This window comes from Pseudomonas paraveronii (assembly GCF_963681955.1).
GTDB classification, from domain to species: Bacteria; Pseudomonadota; Gammaproteobacteria; order Pseudomonadales; family Pseudomonadaceae; genus Aquipseudomonas; species Aquipseudomonas paraveronii.
This window is the reverse complement of the sequence record NZ_OY817130.1, coordinates 4,522,209-4,541,926: the sequence shown is the minus strand read 5'-3', so window position 1 is coordinate 4,541,926 and position 19,718 is coordinate 4,522,209. Positions and strand designations below refer to the sequence as shown.

18 protein-coding genes are annotated in these 19,718 nt (G+C 61.3%); 7 read left to right on the top strand and 11 right to left on the bottom strand.

Going from position 1 to position 19,718, the window contains the following annotated elements; translation table 11 throughout:
* Positions 1 to 6: 6 nt before the first annotated feature.
* Entirely contained in the window at positions 7 to 2,688 is a 2,682-nt protein-coding gene (locus U5A08_RS20880; RefSeq protein WP_321848408.1) for a hypothetical protein, read from the top strand.
* 59 nt (positions 2,689 to 2,747) lie between these two features.
* On the opposite strand, the gene dsbG is transcribed toward U5A08_RS20880, so the two are convergent.
* The 3 genes from dsbG to dsbD are packed head-to-tail and all read right to left on the bottom strand — an operon-like array spanning position 2,748 to position 6,060.
* The gene (dsbG, locus tag U5A08_RS20875; RefSeq protein WP_198718008.1) at positions 2,748 to 3,512 is read right to left on the bottom strand and encodes a thiol:disulfide interchange protein DsbG; all 765 of its coding nucleotides are present in this window, start codon (positions 3,510 to 3,512) and stop codon (positions 2,748 to 2,750) included.
* Complete coding sequence (locus U5A08_RS20870; RefSeq protein WP_247406818.1) at positions 3,488 to 4,333, bottom strand: TlpA disulfide reductase family protein; 846 nt, start codon at positions 4,331 to 4,333, stop codon at positions 3,488 to 3,490. Before U5A08_RS20870 ends, dsbG begins: the two co-directional genes overlap by 25 nt.
* Positions 4,333 to 6,060 carry a protein-disulfide reductase DsbD gene (dsbD, locus tag U5A08_RS20865; protein ID WP_321848405.1) on the bottom strand — a complete coding sequence of 576 codons (1,728 nt, stop codon included), beginning with the start codon at positions 6,058 to 6,060 and terminating at the stop codon, positions 4,333 to 4,335. The genes U5A08_RS20870 and dsbD overlap by 1 nt, the downstream gene beginning before the upstream one ends.
* Positions 6,061 to 6,237: 177 nt before the next feature.
* On the opposite strand from dsbD, the gene U5A08_RS20860 reads away from it, so the two are divergent.
* From U5A08_RS20860 to U5A08_RS20845, 4 genes are all read left to right on the top strand, one after another.
* A complete protein-coding gene (locus U5A08_RS20860) occupies positions 6,238 to 6,918 on the top strand; it encodes a response regulator (protein ID WP_321848404.1) in 681 nt (226 codons plus the stop codon).
* Entirely contained in the window at positions 6,918 to 8,237 is a 1,320-nt protein-coding gene (locus U5A08_RS20855; RefSeq protein ID WP_321848402.1) for an ATP-binding protein, read from the top strand. Before U5A08_RS20860 ends, U5A08_RS20855 begins: the two co-directional genes overlap by 1 nt.
* Before the next feature lie 124 nt (positions 8,238 to 8,361).
* Positions 8,362 to 9,129, top strand: coding sequence for an N-acetylmuramoyl-L-alanine amidase (locus U5A08_RS20850; RefSeq protein WP_321848400.1), 768 nt, complete (start codon positions 8,362 to 8,364; stop codon positions 9,127 to 9,129).
* 235 nt (positions 9,130 to 9,364) lie between these two features.
* The gene (locus U5A08_RS20845) at positions 9,365 to 9,586 is read left to right on the top strand and encodes an MbtH family protein (RefSeq protein ID WP_253397663.1); all 222 of its coding nucleotides are present in this window, start codon (positions 9,365 to 9,367) and stop codon (positions 9,584 to 9,586) included.
* 69 nt (positions 9,587 to 9,655) lie between these two features.
* On the opposite strand, the gene U5A08_RS20840 is transcribed toward U5A08_RS20845, so the two are convergent.
* The 7 genes from U5A08_RS20840 to minC form a co-directional block, all read right to left on the bottom strand.
* Entirely contained in the window at positions 9,656 to 11,824 is a 2,169-nt protein-coding gene (locus U5A08_RS20840) for a mechanosensitive ion channel family protein (RefSeq protein ID WP_321848397.1), read from the bottom strand.
* Between the two features lie 72 nt (positions 11,825 to 11,896).
* A complete protein-coding gene (locus U5A08_RS20835) occupies positions 11,897 to 12,073 on the bottom strand; it encodes a hypothetical protein (protein WP_253397649.1) in 177 nt (58 codons plus the stop codon).
* A 162-nt stretch (positions 12,074 to 12,235) separates the two neighbouring features.
* Positions 12,236 to 13,525 (bottom strand): M18 family aminopeptidase, encoded by a 1,290-nt coding sequence (locus U5A08_RS20830; RefSeq protein ID WP_198717262.1) that lies wholly within the window; start codon positions 13,523 to 13,525, stop codon positions 12,236 to 12,238.
* A 161-nt stretch (positions 13,526 to 13,686) separates the two neighbouring features.
* Positions 13,687 to 14,322, bottom strand: a complete 636-nt coding sequence (locus tag U5A08_RS20825; protein WP_010208822.1) for an RluA family pseudouridine synthase — start codon at positions 14,320 to 14,322, stop codon at positions 13,687 to 13,689.
* Between the two features lie 96 nt (positions 14,323 to 14,418).
* Positions 14,419 to 14,673, bottom strand: coding sequence for a cell division topological specificity factor MinE (gene minE, locus U5A08_RS20820; RefSeq protein WP_003175252.1), 255 nt, complete (start codon positions 14,671 to 14,673; stop codon positions 14,419 to 14,421).
* Positions 14,674 to 14,676: 3 nt separating this feature from the next.
* Positions 14,677 to 15,489, bottom strand: coding sequence for a septum site-determining protein MinD (minD, locus tag U5A08_RS20815; RefSeq protein WP_048721002.1), 813 nt, complete (start codon positions 15,487 to 15,489; stop codon positions 14,677 to 14,679).
* A 199-nt stretch (positions 15,490 to 15,688) separates the two neighbouring features.
* On the bottom strand, positions 15,689 to 16,426 hold the full coding sequence (gene minC, locus U5A08_RS20810) for a septum site-determining protein MinC (RefSeq protein WP_198717263.1): 738 nt from the start codon (positions 16,424 to 16,426) through the stop codon (positions 15,689 to 15,691).
* A gap of 119 nt (positions 16,427 to 16,545) precedes the next feature.
* On the opposite strand from minC, the gene U5A08_RS20805 reads away from it, so the two are divergent.
* Both U5A08_RS20805 and U5A08_RS20800 read left to right on the top strand, forming a co-directional pair.
* The gene (locus U5A08_RS20805) at positions 16,546 to 17,481 is read left to right on the top strand and encodes a lipid A biosynthesis lauroyl acyltransferase (protein WP_198717264.1); all 936 of its coding nucleotides are present in this window, start codon (positions 16,546 to 16,548) and stop codon (positions 17,479 to 17,481) included.
* 30 nt (positions 17,482 to 17,511) lie between these two features.
* Positions 17,512 to 18,666 carry a patatin-like phospholipase family protein gene (locus U5A08_RS20800; protein WP_198717265.1) on the top strand — a complete coding sequence of 385 codons (1,155 nt, stop codon included), beginning with the start codon at positions 17,512 to 17,514 and terminating at the stop codon, positions 18,664 to 18,666.
* A gap of 48 nt (positions 18,667 to 18,714) precedes the next feature.
* Here the strand turns inward: U5A08_RS20800 and U5A08_RS20795 are convergent, their stop codons facing one another.
* Positions 18,715 to 19,500 carry an outer membrane protein OmpK gene (locus U5A08_RS20795; protein ID WP_198717266.1) on the bottom strand — a complete coding sequence of 262 codons (786 nt, stop codon included), beginning with the start codon at positions 19,498 to 19,500 and terminating at the stop codon, positions 18,715 to 18,717.
* Between the last annotated feature and the right edge of the window lie 218 nt (positions 19,501 to 19,718).

Genomic DNA, 19,718 nt, shown 5'->3' with positions numbered 1-19,718 from the left:
CTTATTGTGGCTAAAAAACCGATCCCTAAAACTACACCTTCCGCGCAAACGGCGAGGGTTGCGTCTCCTCCGACAGCCAACGCAGCCGCTGCGGAGTTGCCCGTTGCGACAATCGAATTCGCCCAGAACAACAGTGTGCTTTATCCCCTGGAGGCGGCCCAAGGTACGACCGCGACGCTGACGCTGCCGGCCGGCAGCACACAGGTCGTTGTGCATTTCGCGATCAAAGACCAGGCCAGCCCGACATTCCCGCCGATCAATGTGGCGAGCGGCGACGTGGCCGAAATTCCCTGGCAATGGATCAGTACCTGCATCGGGCATACGGTGTTGATCTGGTACGAGGCCGTCGTCGGTGGCGTGCGCAAAGAATCGCTGGTGCTTGAGCTTGAGATTCAGCAAGTTCGCGAAGAGGATCTGCGTGAGTCAATGCCTGAGTTTGCGCATGCCAAGTTGGAGTGGAGTACGTTGTGGCTGAACATGTTCACCTTCGAGGGCGATGAAACCATCCGGATCAAAGCCTGGCCGATGATCCAGGCCGGGCAGCGTTTGTTTGTGGTGGTTGCCGGCAATCAGCATCAGGTGCCGTTCAGATTTACCTGGGCGGCCTATGACCACCTTGTGACCGAGGCGGAAGCGCATCTGGGGTTTGTGTTCGAGTTCAGTTTGTTGCGTGACTGGCTCTCACGCCTGGAAGATTACTCGTCCCTGACCTGCCATTGTGGGGTTATCTGGGACGGCACCGGGCCGGCTGCCCCGGTGTCGACTGATAACCCGTTGCCTGAAAACGCTCAGGATTTCCACCAGCGCTCGACGACGTTGCTGCGTGTTGATCCGCAGCTCGATTTGTCTGCGCCTCACCTGCGCGAGTCGGTGGAGGTGCATCCTGATGACTGGCAGGTCAATCCGATCAATACGGTCAGTGGGGGGCACGTATTCATCACCTATGAAGGTATGACCGAAGGTGATCATGTTTGTGCTCACGCTTATGGGCCGAGTTATGGGCCTGTATCCCTGGGTTGCCAGGACGTGACGGCGGAAGATTCGAGCCTGTCATTTGATTTGGCTCCCGATATCATCGCAGCCCTGTTCAATCAGACGATGACGCTGAACTACAGCGTCCAATTCAACAATAACCTGCCTCGGTTTTCTCCTGACCGTGCGATCAAAGTACTGTCGCCTCAACTGACCACCCCGAGTATCGAAGAGGCAACGGCGGGCGAAGTCGACCTCACCACGTTTGAGGGTAACGCCACGGGGCTGGTGCCGATCTGGGATTATGCCGTGCAGGGGCAATGTTGCTGGATGTGGGTGAGCGGTATGAGTGCCGACGACAGTCCTTACCAGTTCGACATCCTGAGGGATGAACCCCTGACGGCGCAGTGGCTCAGGGGTGGGGTTGATGCGTCCATCCCACGGGCAGAACTGAAAAAACTGGCGGACTGCGGCGAGTTCGTCCTGCACTTTGCCGCGAGCTTTGATGGCGTGTGCAATCGGGCGACGGCCCTCGAATTTACACCGAAGTCTTTCAAGCTTGTTCCGGAATACATGGTGTTGCTGGCGCCCACCGTCATCGAGGCGGTGGGCAGCGACTTGACCGCCTGGAACGGACGCGACGGTGTACATGTGGCGGTGGATTATGTCGGCAGCCACCCCAGCCAGAGCATCAGCGTGGACTGGACCCGACCCGACGGCAGTCGCTGGCCGTTGGCCGCCGAGCCTGGCAGCACGGCGGGCGCGGTCATCTTCTTCGTGCCGCGCGAAGCGGTGATCGAGAGCATCGGCAAAACGGTGAAGATCAATTACACCGTGACCCGCGTCTGCCAGATGCAGACCTCGGCTGATTTGAACTTGCACGTCAGCGTTCCGGTTCCGGTGCGTCTGCCGATGCCGGTTGTGCCGCAGGCTACACCTCCCGCCGTTCAAGGCGCTATGTTGGATCTGCGTAATTTCCCTGGGGATGTTGATATCACTATCGATCCGTGGTGGTTCATTCTGCTTGGGCAGAGTGGCTGGTTACAGTGTTCGGGGACCAAAACGGACGGTTCGCCATACACAATAAAAGTCATGACCCGGGAACCGATAAAAAGAGACGACTTGAACGGAGTATCGCGGATTTTGCCTCGCGTTGAATTGGAGAAGTTGCTTATAAATTCTACGTTGACTATTACTTTCAAAGTGGCGACAGATGAAGGTTCACTTGAGACTGATGCGGTGGTTTTTCCAACGTTGAGTCTTAGGGTTGGGAGAGAGTACCGGGATTTAACTGACTTCAATGATAGAGATTTTCGCGGTTGGGAAGTCGGGACAGGGGCTCCGGACCCAAGGGATATTAGCCTGGAGCCGGCGGGTAATGGCTTTGTTGTGAAAAACTACACGTATTCAACGAATAATATCGGCCCTATCTTGCAAAGGACGTTTAGGGATCTTGAAACGGGGCGTGCCTATCGTTTTTCAGTCAAGGCCCGCCGAATTAACCATAATAATCCTTGGCCGAAGTTGTCCTTGCGTCAAGATTCTGTGCAAAAAACCGGCGTCACAGAGTTGGTCGATCAGGCATGGCACACGCTCAGTTTCACTTTCGTGGCTGCCTCTGCGACTGTGTTACTGGATATTTACAGCCATGAAGCCGCTGCAGAACTGTCAGGGAATGACTACTATATGGATGATTTTTTGGTTGAGGAAGTTTAAATATCCCCAAAGTGAATACCCGCATTTTTGCGGGTATTCGTTTAATACAGGGCGATGCGTTATTCTTTGACACCCAATATTTTCACCAACTTATCCGGCGACGGCGCCCCTTGCTGTTGCTGCAACCCGCCCTTGTCATCCAGATAGAAAATCGCCGGCGTCGCCGACAACTCCAGTTCCTCCATCAACTTCATGTTGGCATCGAGCTTGGCTTCAATATTGGCAGGGATTTTGTCCAGCGCCTGTAACTTGCTGCCCTTGCCGGCGGCTTCGTGTGCTTGCAGGGCTTTTTGCGGGTCTTGGCTGGCCAGCAGGGCGGCGGATTTGCCTGGGCTGTCTTCGCGGATGATGCCGACCATGATGTGGCGCAACTGCACCTTGCCGGCCTTGACCCACGGCCGCGCCTGTTCCCAGAACATGTTGCAGTACGGGCAGTTGGGGTCGCTGAACAGGTAGACCGTGCGCGGCGCGTTGGTGTCGCCGTCCTGGATCCAGCTGCTTTTTTCCATCTTGGCCCAGACTTCCTTGGCCATCGGCGCGTACACCAGTTTTTCCAGGGGCGCGTTGCTCAGGTCATTGCCCTGGGCGTCATACAGGGTGCCGGCGAGCACGCTTTTGCCGTCGGCGCTCAGGTACAGCGCCATGCCGCGGTTCTGGTACTGCGCGGCGTAGCCGGTGAGGCCGCTGGGAGCGTCGAACTTGCCGAGGATCTTGGCGCCCTTGGCTTCGATCTGTTTGATCGGTGCCGGCCAGTCTTCGGCCTGGGCCAGGGTGGCGGCCAGCGTGAGTGGCAGCAGGGTCAGCAAGTGGCGGAGGCGAGGCATGTCGGTTTCCTTTCAGTGGCGATGTCGAAGGGTTCCATGGCGCGGGCCAGGCTGGCCTGGGACAGTTCACCGAGGTGGCTGTTGATCAGGCGTCCATCGGCTTGGTAGAACAGCGTGGTCGGCAAGGCCATGGAGCCCACGGCCTGGCCGAGGCGGCCGCTGGCGTCGAACAAGACGTTGTCCAGGGTCAGGCCCTGGGTGGCCAGGTAGGTGCTGACGCTTTGCATGCTTTCGGCCTGGTTGACGAACAGGAAGGTCACGTCGGGGCGTTGGCGTTGGGCGCGTTCCAGTACCGGCATTTCCCGGCGGCACGGCGGGCACCAGGTGGCCCACAGGTTGATCACCAGCGGGCCGCCCTGGTAGTCCGCCAGTTGCACCACCTCGCCATTCGCGTTGCGCAGGGTGATGTCCGGCAGGCGCGAGCCTTTGTCATACAGGCTCAGCGACAGGCTGGTCATGCCCCAGAACAGCAGGCCGGTGATCACCCCGGCACTCAATGGTTTGCGTAGGGCCGGGCGGCGCCAGCCGTACAGCAGCGCGCCGAGGATCAGTGCAATGACGCCGGGCCAGGCGAGAAAGCCGCCGTCGCGCAGGTCGACGATCTGCAACGGGTCGTTGCGGTAGTAACTCCAGTACATCAGCACAAAGCTGATGCGGGCTGCCAACATGCCCAGCAGGAACAGGTAGAACAGCACCGACTCCGGGTTTTCCCCGCCACGCTTGGCCACGCGCCATCCCACCAGGGTGGCGAGAATCAGCGCGCTGATCAGCAGGATGTGATTCAGCGCGATGGCGAAGGTGCCGATGGTCAGGGTCAGCATCAGCGGGCGTCCCGCGTCTGGGTCCAGCGTTGCAGGAACGTATCGGCATCGACTTCGCCGGTAATGCGCCGGGCGCGGCGTTCTTCACCGTCCGGGCCGATCCACACAAAGCTCGGTGGCCCCGGCACTTTGTAGCGGCCGAGCAGTGCGCGGCTGGCGGCGTTGTCGGCGGTGACGTCGAGGCGCAGCAGGCGCACGTCTTTCAGGGCGTCCATCACGTGGGGTTTGCCGAACACCTGTTTTTCCATGATTTTGCACGACACGCACCAGTCGGCGTAGTAATCGACCAGTACCCATTGGCCCTGGGCCTTGGCGCTGTCGAGCTGGCTTTGCAGCACGGCCGGGTCGTTGATGGTCATGAACGCCTCGTGGGCACTTGGCGCGCTGGTGGTCCGCGAGCCGCTGTAGACCTTCAGCGGTTGCCACACGTCGTCGCTGCCACCCGCCGCACCGACCAGCAGCAGGCCGCCCCACAACCCGAGCACCACGGAAACGGCGCCGGACAGCATGGCGACACGCCCGAAATCCTGGGCCAGGCGCCAGCCGCAATAGGCCATGGCCATGGCCAGCGCGCCCCACAGGCCGAGCCACAGGTTTTCCCCGACCACCGGGCGAATCATCAGCACGGCGGTGGCCAGGAACAGGAAGCCGAACACGCCCTTGAGCACATTCATCCAGGTGCCCGGCTTGGGCAGGAAGCGGTTGCCCACGGTCACCAGCAGCAACAGCGGAATGCCGATGCCGATGCCCATGGCGAACAGGATCAGCCCGCCGTGCAGGGCGTTGCCGCTCTGGGCGATATAGAGCAGGGCGCCGGCCAGGGGCGCGGTCATGCAGGGGCCGACCAACAGGCCGGACAGCGCGCCAAGTACCCCGGCGCCGATCAGGCTGCCGCCACGCTGGTTGCGGCTGACGTTGTCCAGACGATCACGCACGGCCACCGGCAGTTGCAGTTCAAAGAAGCCGAACATCGGCAGGGCCAGGATTACAAACAAGGCGGCGAAGCTGCCGAGTATCCACGGGGTTTGCAGCAGCGCCGCCAGGTTGCTGCCGAGCGACGCGGCCAGTACGCCCAGCGCGGCATACACCAGCGCCATGCACACCACGTAGCTGCCGGCCAACGCAAAACCGCGACGCGGGCTGGCCCCGCTGCCGACCACCAGGCCGGCGAGGATCGGCAACATCGGCAACGAACACGGGGCAAACGCCAGCAACAGGCCCAGGCCGAAGAACACCAGCAGGCTCCACCCCAGGCTGCGCTGCTGCAGGCCGCTGGCCAGGCTCTGGTCCTGGGCTTGTGCGGTGGCGGCGACGGCCGGGTTGCCGCCCAGGTCCACGGTCATCGACTGTGGCGGGTAACACAGGCCGGCATCGGCACAGCCCTGCCAGCCCAGCTTGACCTGGCCGGTCGTCCCCGCCGGAATCTTCACTTCGAGGCCTTGGCGGTACACTTGCTGCTCGCCGAAGAACTCATCGCTATGGGCTTCACCCTCGGGCAGCGCGGGTTTTTCGGCGAGGCCGTCGAACTTCATGCGCTGCTGGTACAGGTAATAACCATCGGCTATCTGCCAAAATAGCTGGGTTTCGCCGGACTCCAGGCGTTCGGAGGTAAAGGTGAAGGCCTTGGCTACCGGGAGGAAATCGGGTTTGGTCTCGAACGGGTTACCCGGCACGGCCTGGGCGAATCCCGCGAACAACATCAGCAGTAGGGTAAATAGATGCCGCATGGTCAAGCCTTAGTTCGATGCAAGTGAGGCACACAATGTGTGGCGTTGATTAACCGATGATTAACCGGACGCTATTCTAGAGTGTAGGGAATATCTGATGTTGCGAACTTTGGCGGCATAATGCGCGCTTAATCGATCTGTCTTCTAATCACCCCCATCTTTCATGAAGGGTTCAGCATGCACGTACTGGTCTGTGAAGACGACGAACTGATCGCCAGCGGCATCGTGGCCGGCCTCGGCGCCCAGGGCTTTACCGTCGAGCGCGTCGCCAGCGCCGCCGCCGCACGGGCGATGCTCAAGGCTGCCGAATTCGACATCATGGTGCTCGACCTCGGGCTGCCCGACGAAGACGGCCTCAAGTTGCTGCAACAGCAGCGCAGCCAGGGCCTGGAAATTCCGGTGCTGATCCTCACCGCACGGGATTCGGTGACCAACCGCGTCGACGGCCTGCAAGCCGGTGCCGACGATTACCTGCTCAAACCCTTCGACTTGCGCGAGCTCGCCGCGCGCCTGCAAACCTTGCTGCGCCGCGTGGCCGGGCGCAGCGTCAACCTGATCGAGCACGGCCGCCTCAGTTACGACCCGAGCAGCCGCGAAACCCTGCTGGCCGGGCAGCCCGTGGACCTTTCCCGCCGCGAACAAGCGCTGTTGCAGGCGCTGCTGCACAACAAGGGCCGCGTGCTCTCCAGCGAACAGCTCAAAGACAGCGTCTACGGCTTCAACGACGAACTGGAAAGCAACGCCCTCAACGTGCATATCCACCATTTGCGGCGCAAATTGGGCAACGGCATCGTCGAAACAGTACGTGGCCTGGGTTACCGCCTGGGCCCGGCGGATGGTGGAGATAGCACCCCGTGATGAGCCTGCGCCTGCGCCTGACCTTCAAGCTCGGCGCCGCTTTTGTGTTGATCTGGGCGCTGGCGGCGGCCTGGATGCTCAACGATCTGCGTAACCAGATGATGTTCTCCCTCGACCAGCGCCTGGTTGCGTCGGCGCGCATGGTCGCCGGTTTGATGGAGCAGATGCCGGGCCTGGCGAGCAGCGCCGAGGGCAAACACTTCAGCGCCGAGCAACTGAACGTGCCGGGCGGCATGGCCTGTCAGGTCAGTTCCTTGCGCGGCGAAGTGTTGGCGCGCAGCCACACCACGCCGGACCAGGGGCTGGAATCCCATCGCAGCGGTTTTCGCGACCAGATCATTGACGGCGCGGCGTGGCGCAGCTTCACCCTGGCCCGTGGCGATCTGTTCATTACCACCGCCGACCGCCAGGTCGAGCGTGAGGCGTTGAACCTGTCGATCCTGCTGGCGGCCTCGGTGCCGGTCGGTGTGGCGTTGTTGGGCTGCCTGTGCCTGCTGTGGCTGGGGATCGGTCAAAGCCTGCAGCCGCTCAATCGCATGCGTGACGCCTTGATGCGACGCAGTGCCGATTCCCTCGAACCGTTGCAGATCCACCCGCTGCCCAGCGAGTTGAAACCGCTGCTCGACACTCAGAACCAACTGTTGCAGCGCATCGCCAAGACCATCGAACGCGAACGGCGCCTCACCGGCGACGCCGCCCACGAACTGCGCAGTCCGCTGACCGCGATCAAGACCCACCTGCAAGTGGCGCGCATGACCGAAGGCGCGGCCCGCGATCAGTCCCTGGCCCATGCCGAGGAGGGGGCCGACCGCCTGCATCGCACCCTCGAGCAATTGCTCTTGCTGGCGCGGGTGGAGGGCAGCCTGTCGTTCGATGACGGCTTGCAGTCCAGCGCCGAGCAAGTCGCGCGGTTGGCGATCCAGGACGCCAACGCCGGCGACAACCAGCGCATCGACCTGATCCTGCCGGAAAACCTCAGCGACACCCCGGTGGAAATGCCAGTGGGCCTGGCCGTCGCCGCCCTGCGCAACCTGCTGGACAACGCCTTGCGCCACACCCCGGCCGATACCCGGGTGGAGCTCAGTGTGTTGATGGCCGGCGATCAGGTGGTGTTCCGCGTGCGTGACCATGGTCAACAGATCGCCAGCGAAGACCTGCAGTACCTGACCCAGCGCTTCTGGCGCAACGGCAACAGCGAGGGTTGTGGCCTGGGCCTGGCGATTGTGCAGGCGATTGTCCAGCGCTGCTCCTGCTCGTTGACGTTCGATAGCCAGCCGGATGGCCTGCGGGTCGATTTGGGTATGCCGCTGCGGCGCTGATCAGCGTTCTTTCGCGTGCCAAATAGTTACCGCCCGCCTGACGTTCAACCCTTCAGGATGGCGGTCATTGTTTTGCGCTTGAACGGGCCGAATGACTCGGCCTGTACCGAAAAGGACGATTCTTATGTTGGTCATCGATACCAGTTTCCCCGCCAAGGACTTCAACGAACGCAACGGCGAGCCCGTGGCGCAAGTGGTCCTGCATTACACCGCCGCGCCGTTTATGTCATCCCTGCACACCCTGACGCGACACGGTGTCAGTGCGCACTATCTGCTGCCTGATCCGGCTGAGCCCGGCTACCGCGCCGCCGGTTATGACGAGTTGCGCGTGTTCCGCCTGGTGGATGAGGCGCAGCGCGCCTGGCATGCCGGGGTGAGCCACTGGGGCGGGCGGGACAACCTCAATAGTCGCGCGATCGGCATCGAGATCGTCAACCAGGCGCGCGATGAGGACGGCGTGTTTACTTTTCCTGCGTACCCTCGGGAGCAGGTGGATGTATTGATCGAATTGCTGCGCGACATCCTTGCGCGTTACCCGCACATCGGCCCGAGCGAGATCCTCGGGCATTCGGATGTGGCGTATTGGCGCAAGAGTGATCCGGGGCCACGCTTGCCTTGGCGTTGCCTGTTCGAGGCGGGCGTAGGGGCCTGGTTCGATGAGGCGACGCGGGCGATGTACCAGCGCCGATTTTGTGTCGGGTTACCGCCCGAGGTGGAAGTGGAACGCGCCTTTCAGCGCTACGGGTATAAACCGGCGCAGAATCGCCAGGCGTTCGAGCTGCGGACCCGCGCGTTTCAAATGCACTTTCGGGCCAGGGATTATTGTGGGTGCCTGGATGCCGAGACGTGTGCGATTTTGTATGCGCTGAACGACAAGTACCGGGGGCTTTGACGTCAAGCGTTGCCTCATTTGGCGCTTCATCCATCCGTAACCTGCTCAACGACCCGGAAGACGGCGTGTTGTTGCCTGCGGCGGTGATTGTCGAAGGATCAGGTCGCCGAGATTTTCGGGCGTGCCTTGGCGGCAGCGGTCGCCGGCCTCTAATTTTTCGCCAGCCTGGTACGTTTCTATAGATATCAGCGCTGCGCGTGGTGCGCAGCCAGCCTTTGAACGATGGAGAACAGCAATGACCTCAGCATTTGACCGCGACGACATCCTGTTTCAGGTAGTGGTCAACCATGAAGAACAGTATTCCATCTGGCCCGACTACAAGGCCGTGCCGGAAGGCTGGCGTAACGCGGGCAAGAGCGGCCTGAAGCAAGAGTGCCTGGACTACATCGAAGAAGTCTGGACCGATATGCGTCCGTTGAGCCTGCGCCAGAAAATGGACGGCGCCGCGCTGGCCTGAGCCCACCCCACTGAAATCAGCGAATCTCCAATGTGGGGGCTAGGCAGCACCCACATCGCGCCTGAAGGCTCAGGCGTTCTTCTCTTTCTCCAGCCCGCCCGAAGCGCCGGTCACCACCTGCACACTCAGGCGCGGTGTGGCCAGGTCCAGCCCGGCCTCGTCCAGATGGCGTTTGAGCGACAGGTTGAACGCCCGCGATACTTCCCATTGCTTGATCGGCGCAGTCTTGAAGCGCGCCCGCAGAATCGCGCTGCCCGACTCGAAACTTTCCACGCCCTGAATCTCCAGCGGTGACCAGATATTGCGGCGTTGCAGCGGGTCGTTGCGCATCTGCTGGCCGACGTCGCGCATCAACTTGATCGCATCGTCGATGTCCATGTTGTAGGGGATCGCCACCCGAAAGATCGCGTAGCCGAACTCACGGGAGTAGTTCTTGATGCTCTTGATCTCGCTGAACGGGATGGTATGCACGATGCCGTCGATGTCGCGCAGGCGCACGGTACGGATGGTCAGGCCTTCGACTGTGCCGAGGTGGCCGCCGACGTCCACGTAGTCATCGATGGCCAGGGAGTCTTCGATGATGATGAACAGGCCGGTGATCAAGTCCGCCACCAGCGACTGCGCGCCAAAGCCGATGGCCAGACCGATCACACCGGCACCGGCCAGCAGCGGCGTGACGTTCATGCCCATGTTGGCCAGGGCGACGATGGCCGCGATGATGAAGATGGTCACGAACAGCACGTTGCGGATCAGCGGCATCATGGTCTGCGCGCGCGCGTTGGCCAGGCCTTTGCGCGAGCGGGTGAGGGCGTGGTGGATCGCGGTGTCGCTGAGAATCCAGATCAGCCAGGCAAACAGCAGCGTGCCGCCGAGGCCGAACAGCTTGACGCTGATTTCATGGCCGTCACCTTCGGTGAAGCGGATCAACGACCAGCCCCAGACCCTTAGCCCCAGCTCGATAAACGTCAGCCACACCACCAGGTGGGCGAGGGTGTAGAGGAAGCTCTTCAGGCGTTCGGAGTACAGCGCATGGCGCTTGTGCCCGCGTTGCGGCTTGAGGGCATGGCGGCGTACCAGGCCGTTGATCACCATGCACAGCACCAGCAACACCGTGCATAGCAATGACTGACGCAAGGCGTTGCTGGTGTCGCCGGCGGAGACGAAGGTGGCGAACAGCGAGATGCAGACCAACAGCAGGGCTGGGATGTACCAGAAGGTGCCGATGATTTCGATCGCATCGCTGAGGGCGCGGCGGGTCAGGCGACGGGACAGCGGCTGGTTGCGGATCAGGTGCGCAATCGGCCGGCGAAAGCGCAGGATAAACACACCGGTGGACAGCGCGGCCATCACATTGGCGACAGTTGCCGCCGTGTGCGCCAGGTGCTGGCCCAGCGCGACGACCAGCCTGGGGTCACCCAAGGCTTCGCCAAAGGCGGCAAAACTGCCGATCAACCACAACGGCCGGAACGCCTGGCGCCGCAGGATATACAACGCGCGACGGCGATGCGGGCCGTCCAGCACGGAGAATGCGATCACGCAGATTGCCGAGAAACAGGTGCCGACCACCAGCGCATATGCCAGCACCATCGCCAGGGATTTGCCCAGGGACGAGGGCAGCGCGTAACTCAGGTACACGGTGATCACCAGTGCGATCAGCCACGGCCCCAGTTTGCGTAGGGCGAAGCGCAGCATGTCCCAGGTGCGCGGGTGTTGCGGCAGTTCTTCGGGCAGGCCGAAGCGCTCGCGCACACGGTGGCTGAGCCAGATCAGCGCGGCGGCCAGCAGGCTCCACACGGCGAGGATCAGGGCAAAACCGAAGATGATCGGCAGCCATTCGCTGGCCGGCAGCATCAAGGCCTTGAGTTCATCCGTGGCCATGTCCACTTCATCGGACCAGCGTCCCAGCGGGCTGTCGACACCGGAGAATTGCTGCTCAAGGCCAGACAGCGTGCTGCCGATCAGCCCGAGCACGCCTTGTTCGGCGGCCGGCTGGGCCTTTTGCGTGGCCTGGCGCAGCTTTTTCAGGTCGCTCAGCAGTTGGGTGCGCTGCTGGTCGTTTTCCAGGGTCTTGATCACCTCGTCCAGCGACTGCCCCAGCGGCAACTCGGCCTGGGGTTGCGGCTTGCTGGTGCCACCCAGCAGCCCGGGCAAGCCAACGGCCTGGGCCGGAGCGAGCGGGAGCAGGGTGAGCAGGGCGATCAGCAAGCAGCGGGGCAGGGCAAACAGACGGGAAAGCACGAGGCGGTCAACCTTGAAAACGACGAATTGACCGAGTGTACGAGGCCCCTATGCCCAATGCGAGGGCATTTGTTATTCAGCGAGTTTAGCGAGGATCTTGTAAACCACGGTGCCCAGGATCAACAGCATGCCGACCCACATGCCAAACACACCGAGCGGCTTGTCACGAAAATTGAAACCGACCGCGAGCATGGTCATGCCGATCAGGATAGGGATGAGCATGGTGTGGAAGGAGGACATGGTGATCATGAGGCGATGGCCTTCTCAGAGTGGGAATATTGACAAGTCTAGGTGGGATTGCGGGAAATGCAGGTGATATAGATCAGGTGTACGCGAAGCCAAATGTGGGAGGGGGCGGTGCGACGATTCGACTTGCCCCTCCCACATGGTTAACTGCTTTCAGCCTTTGGCTCAGGGCAGATCGCGGCTTGCGTAGAACGCGCCGAGCACTTTCACCAGATGCGCCAGGTCATGGCTGCCGCACAGCTCGCGAATGGAGTGCATGGCGAACGTCGGCAAGCCGATGTCGACGGTGCGCACGCCCAGGTGGCTGGCGGTGATCGGGCCGATGGTCGAGCCGCAGCCCATGTCGCTGCGCACCACAAAACTCTGCACTGGCACTTCCTCGGCCATGCACAGGTGGCGGAAGAAACCGGCGGTTTCGCTGTTGGTGGCGTAGCGCTGGTTGCTGTTGACCTTGATCACCGGCCCGGCATTGAGTTTCGGGCCGTGGTTGGCGTCATGCTTGTCGGCATAGTTCGGGTGGATGCCGTGGGCATTGTCGGCCGATACCAGCAGCGATTTCTGAATGGTGCGTACAAACTCGTCACCTTCGGGCAACAGGCGCCGCAGGGTCTGCTCCAGCATCGGGCCGTCGGCACCGCAGGCCGAGCAGGAGCCGACTTCTTCGTGGTCGTTGCACACCAGCACGCAGGTTTCATCGGTCTCGCTGGTGAGCAAGGCTTGCAGGCCGGCGTAGCACGACAGCAGGTTGTCCAGGCGGGCGCCGGCGATGAAGTCGCCATTGAGGCCGATCACGGCGGCGCTTTGGGTGTCGTAGAAGCTCAGCTCGTAGTCGAGCACCACGTCGGCGTTCAGCCCGTGCTCGCGGGCCAACTGCTCGGTGAGCACGGCGCGGAAGTCCACGCGCTCGTCACCGGCAAACTGCGCGAGGATCGGTGGCAGTTCGGTCTGGGCATTGATTGCCCAGCCCTGGTTGGCTTCACGGTTCAGGTGGATGGCCAGGTTGGGGATGATGGCAATCGGCAGTTTGAAGTCGATCAGTTGGCTTTCGACCTTGCCGTCGCGGCGGAAGGTCACGCGGCCGGCCAGGGACAGGTCGCGGTCGAACCACGGTGCTAGCAATGCGCCGCCATAGACTTCGACGCCCAACTGCCAGAAGCCCTGGCGTTGCAGCTCGGGCTGGGGCTTGACCCGCAGGCACGGGCTGTCGGTGTGGGCGCCGACCAGGCGGATGCCGCCCTGCAGCGGCGAGTGGCGGCCGAGCTTGAAGGCGATGATCGCGGAGTCGTTGCGGGTCACGTAATAGCGACCGTTGGCCTCGGTGGTCCAAGTGTCGCGCTCGTCGAGACGCTGGTAACCGGCCGCTTCGAGACGCTGGGCCAGGGCAGCCGTGGCATGAAAGGGAGTAGGGGAGGCCTTGAGGAAGTCGATCAGGCCTTGATTCAACGCTTCGCGCATAAATAGCTCCAGACAGCAATGCGCGGAGTTTACCGTTCGATGGCGAGAAGTGCACAGCACAAATGTGGGCGGGGGCTTGCCCCCGATGGCGGAGTGTCAGTCACTGCATTTGTTCACTGACCCACTGCAATCCCCTCCCAGATTTGACGGTGTTTACAGCTTTAGAAGGGGGCCGGGCACTCGAAGCGCAGCCGCTCGCCGCTTTGCGGGTGAGTGAAGCTCAGCATGCTCGCGTGCAGGCACAGGCGCGGCCAGGCGGCCAGGGCTTGTTCATGGGCATACAAGCCATCACCGAGCAGCGGGTGGCCGATAGACAACATATGCACGCGCAACTGGTGCGAGCGCCCGGTGATTGGCGTCAGCTCGACGCGGCACCAGTCACCGCAACGTTCCAGCACCTTCCAGAAGGTCAGCGCGTGCTTGCCGAACTCGTGGTCGACCACATGGCGTGGCTTGGTCGGCGGATCGTAGCGCAGGGGCAGATCGATGCTGCCGCTGTCCAGTTCCGGTTGACCCCAAGCCAGGGCGGTGTAGGCCTTTTCGGTTTCGCGGTCATGAAACTGGCGGGACAGTTCGCGATGGGTGTCGGCGTCCCGCGCGAGCAGGATGATCCCTGAGGTTTCCCAATCCAGTCGATGGACGATTCTGGCCTCTGGGTAGCCGTTTTCCTGCAGGCGAGTGATCAGGCAGTCCTTGTTGTCGTCGGCGCGGCCAGGCACCGAGAGCAGCAAAGTCGGCTTGTTCACCACCAGGACAGCGTCGTCCTGGTAGAGGATATGGATGTTGGACAACGGCATTAAACAGCCTCGTAACAAACGCCAACGGCGGCTCGACCACCCGGCTCCCGCAAAGGGATCAAGGTGACGGAGCCGCCGTGGCGACCGCCCGTTCGATCAACGATCAGGCAGGGTGATATTGAGTTCCAGAATCGAGCAACTGCCGTCGTTTTCCAGGGCGACATGCACGTCGTCGTTGCCGATATTGACGTACTTGCGGATCACCTCGACCAGTTCCTTCTGCAAGGCTGGCAGGTAGTCCGGCGTGCTGCGTTGGCCGCGTTCGTGCGCCACGATGATCTGTAGACGCTCTTTCGCTACCGACGCGGTACTTGGCTTTTTGTTTGCGCGAAAGAAGTCGAGAAATTTCATTATTTAGTTGCCTCCAAAGATACGCTCGAAGAATCCCTTCTTCTGTACATCGAGGAAGCGATGTTCCACGGTTTTGCCCAGCAAGCGATCGACGGCATCGCTGTACGCCTGGCCGGCGTCGCTCTGGTCGTCGAGAATCACCGGTACGCCTTGGTTGGAGGCTTTCAGTACGGCTTGCGATTCTGGAATCACGCCCAGTAGGGTCACGGCCAGGATGTCCTTGACGTCTTCAACGCCGAGCATTTCGCCTTTGCTGACGCGCTCCGGGTTGTAGCGGGTCAGCAGCAAGTGCTCCTTGATCGGCTCCTGGCCGTCTTCGGCGCGCTTGGACTTGCTGGCCAGCAGGCCGAGCATGCGGTCCGAGTCACGTACCGAGGAGACTTCCGGGTTGGTTACCACGATGGCTTCATCGGCGAAGTACATCGCCAGGTGAGCACCGGTTTCGATACCGGCCGGGGAGTCGCACACCACGTATTCGAAGGTTTCCTTCAGTTCAGCGAGGACTTTGCCCACGCCTTCCTTGGTCAACGCTTCTTTGTCGCGGGTCTGGCTGGCGGCCAGTACGTACAGGTTCTCAAGGCGCTTGTCCTTGATCAGGGCCTGTTGCAGGTTGGCTTCGCCGTTGACCACGTTGACGAAGTCATACACCACGCGGCGTTCGCAGCCCATGATCAGGTCGAGGTTACGCAAACCGACGTCGAAGTCGACGATGACTGTCTTGTGGCCGCGCAGAGCGAGGCCGGTACCGATAGCGGCGCTGGTGGTGGTCTTACCCACACCACCCTTGCCGGATGTAACCACGAGAATCTTGGCCAAGGTGTTTCACCCCTAAGGAAAAAGGACTTTCAGTCCCTGAAAAACATCTCTTGGAACTCGCTGCAGGCGGACAGCCTTTGTAGGGAAAAGATGTGGTTTCCGCAGGGAAACGCCAACTTCAAATGAGTCCTACGCAAGTCTTGCCGGTTTCGCTGTGCTATCAGAGTCTAGAGATGCTTGGAAAATGCGGCAGTATCCGTTAAAGACGGATGATGTTCAACACATCACCCGACAGGCTGACTTGTACTGCTGCGCCCCACAGCGGGTCACGGCGCAAGTCTTCTGAAACCTTGTACTGGCCCGCGATCGACACCAGCTCAGCGGTCAATTGCTGGCAAAAAATACGCGCCTTGGTATCACCCTTGATGCCGGCGAGGGCACGCCCGCGCATGGGGCCGTATACATGGATGTTGCCATCGGCCAGAAGTTCCGCGCCCGGACTGACCGACGCGATCACCACCAGGTCGCCGCCCTGGGCGTAAATCTGCTGCCCGCCGCGCACGGGGGAGGTGATGATCTTGGTCGGTTTGACCGTAGGCTCCGGTGGTTTTTCCGGTTTTTTCTTCACTTCACCGGCCAACGGATCGAGCGGACGCTCGCGGGCACCCGACGGTGGCAGTACTGGCAGTTCAATTGCGATGGCTGCGGCAATGTCTTCGATACGGTTGGCACGAATCGCCAGGGTGCGCAGGCCATGGGAGCGGCAAACGCGCATCAGGCCCGGCAGGTCGATCGTGCCTTCGCCGGCTGGCAGTTTGTCGAGGGCCAGCACCAGTGGGGCATTGTTGAAAAAATTCGGCGCCAGGGCGACCTTGGCGGCGAGCTGGCGATCCAGTGCGTCGAGGTCATTGCGGGCCAATTCCAGCACGGTAATGGCGAGCATGCTGCCTTTCAGCTGGAACACGGGATCTTGGTCTAGCGGTTCGGTTTGGCTCATGGTCGGCAAAAGCGGCTTGTCACGAAAAGTGTCGAGACTTATAACGAGAACAACCACTGGCCGCAAGCCGAGTCGAACCGTTGTAGAATGCGCGGCCCATGTCTTTACCGGAATCTGTAATGGATCGCCCGCGTTTTCGAGCTGTATTTTTTCATCCGCGATTTTGGCTGTTATGGCTGGGACTCGGCCTGCTGTGGCTGGTCACTCAATTGCCGTACCGTGCGCTGCTGACCATTGGTCGCCTGCTGGGTGCCGGCATGTACCGCGTGGCCGGCGAACGGCGCCGCATCGCCGCACGCAACCTGGAGCTGTGCTTCCCGGAAAAGTCCGCACAAGCGCGTAAACACTTGCTCAAGGAAAACTTCGCCTCCACCGGCATCGCCTTCTTTGAAATGGCCATGAGTTGGTGGTGGTCGCGCCAGCGTCTGGCGCGGCTGGCCCACGTCGAAGGCCTGGAGCACCTCAAGCAGGCCCAGTTGGACGGCAAGGGCGTGATCCTCATGGCCCTGCATTTCACCACCCTGGAAATCGGCGCGGCCCTGCTCGGGCAAAAGCACACCATCGACGGCATGTACCGCGAGCACGGCAACCCGCTGTTCGACTTTATCCAGCGCCGTGGCCGCGAGCGCCACAACCTCGACTCCCTGGCCGTGGAGCGTGAAGACGTGCGTGGCATGCTCAAGCTGCTGCGCGCCGGCCGGGCCATCTGGTACGCACCGGACCAGGACTACGGCGCCAAGCAAAGTATCTTCGTGCCGCTGTTCGGCATCCAGGCCGCCACCGTGCCCGCCACCAGCAAGTTTGCCCGCCTGGGCAAGGCGCTGGTGGTGCCGTTTACCCAGGAACGCCTGGCCGACGGCAGCGGTTATCGCCTGGTGATCCACCCACCGTTGACGGATTTTCCCGGCGAGAGCGATGAGATCGATTGCCTGCGGATCAACCAGTGGGTCGAAACCTCGGTGCGCGAATGCCCCGAGCAATACCTGTGGACCCATCGCCGCTTCAAGAGCCGGCCGCCGGGCGAGCCCAAACTGTACGAAAAACGCCGTCGATAAGACCTGCTTTTCCCCCCATGGAGTAATGCGATGCGCCAAGCTGAACCGGTCACAGGCTTGATTCTTTCCGGCGGCGGGGCGCGAGCGGCGTATCAGGTGGGGGTACTGGCGGCGATTGCCGAGTTGCTGCCGCCGGGCGCGGCCAATCCGTTTCCGGTGATCGTCGGTACATCGGCCGGCGCGATCAACGCGGTGAGCCTGGCCAGCGGCGCCATGGACTTCACTGCGGCGATCGAGCGTCTGACGGCGTTCTGGCAGGGGTTTCGCAGCCATCTGGTGCTGCGCAGCGACTGGCCGGGGGTGATTCACCAGGCCGGTCGCTTCTGTTTCCACAGCCTGCTCGGCCTGGGCGCCCAGGTGCCGGTGGCGCTGCTCAACAGCTCGCCGCTGCGCGATTTGTTGCACGACAAACTGCACCTGGACGGCATTGACGAAGCCATCCGCGACAAACACCTGAAGGCGGTAGCGGTCACGGCCTTCGGTTACGAATCCGGGCAAGCGGTGACGTTCTACCAGGGCGGCGGCACCATCGATGCCTGGTTGCGCCATCGGCGTATCGGTGTGCCCACCCAACTCACGGTTGAACACCTGTTGGCCAGTTCGGCGATTCCCTTGCTGTTTGCCCCGGTCAAACTCAAACATGAGTATTTCGGCGATGGCGCCGTGCGGCAATCGGCGCCTATCAGCCCGGCCTTGCACCTGGGCGCCAACCGCGTGCTGGTGGTGGGCGTCAGCGGCAACCCGCGCGGCGTCGAGCATGAACACTCGTTGCAGCGTGCCTACACTGGCCAGCAGCCGACCTTGGCGCAGATCGGTGGGCACATGCTTAACAGCACGTTCATTGACAGCCTGGAAAGTGATATCGAATTGCTGGAGCGCTTGAACCAGTTCAGCCATTTCCAACCGATCGACAGCGCGGCCCAGGGCCTGGCGCCGGTGGACGTGCTGGTGATTGCGCCGAGTCAGCCGATCGATGAAATTGCGGCGCGGCATCGGCAGGAATTGCCGGCGGCGTTGCGTCTGTTCCTGCGGGGGCCGGGTGCGACCAAGACCAGCGGGGCGGGGGTGCTCAGTTATTTGCTGTTCGAGGCGGGGTATTGCAGCGAATTGATCGAGTTGGGGCGCAGTGATGCCCTGGCCAAGCGCGAGGAAATAACGCGGTTCCTGGGCCTGTTGCCGATCTGAAGGTGGGAGGAGGCAAGCCCCCCTCCCACATGAATCGGCGGTGTTCAATCAGAAGTGGTACTTGACCAGGAAGCTCGCCGTATCCTGAGTGGTCTTGAACGCGCCGGAATCTTCGATCCCGTATTTGTTCTTCCAGTAGTCGTATTCAAAACCGACATACAGTTGTTTCTCGCCCCAGTTCATCGCCTTGCCCAGGTCATATTTGACCTGCGGGTTGAAGTGCAGGTTGGCGTGATAAGTGCCACGGGCGTTCTTGTCGTTGTCCACCACCCAATCCATATAGCCGTCGATGAGGATGTTGGAGTTGCCCACCGGGAGGGTGTACGACCACACCGGGGTGATCTGCCATACGCCGTCGCCTGCGCGATTGCCTTCGGTCTGGCGCTGATAGAAGTTCAACTGGAAGTAGTCGAAACCGGGGATGTTCAGGTCGAAGCCCGGGCCCACCAGGTACGATTCGTTATCGCCTTCACCGAACTCATAAGTGAACGCCAGCAATACATCTTTGATCGGGCCGAAGGACAAGTCTTTGTCGAAAATCTTGCCGAACGACAGGCGTGGAGTGAACTCGCCGTAGTAAGTACTGGGGCCGACGTTGCCGTCTTCCTTACCGTTGTAAAAGATGCGGTCGAGGAAGAAGAAGTTGTCGCCGTACTTCCACGCATCGGCGTGTTCAAACGTGACGGTCTGTTGGATCTGCGGGTTGACGGTAAAGTTTTTGCCCCACAGGTACGTCAGGCTGTTGTTCTGCCACTGCAATAGGTCACCGGCCACAGCTTGGCCACCAGCCAGCAGGGTTCCTGCCAGCATCAGGCCTTTGAACATAGGTTTCATTCGGTTGCTCCCGAGTTAAAGTTTTATGGTTTTTCTTCTATGTCGGCGCTCTGGTGTGGCGCCTTTTGGTTCGCTGAAAAAATCGTCTGTTCGGTCAGCTTTGATGCTTTAGCAAGAGCTGCGCCAAGGTGCTAAAAAACCCAAAAAAATGTCGTCGACGGCAACGGATGCAGTCGAGCTCAGGGGACTTTTGCGCACTTGGGCCGCAGACCGCAGGC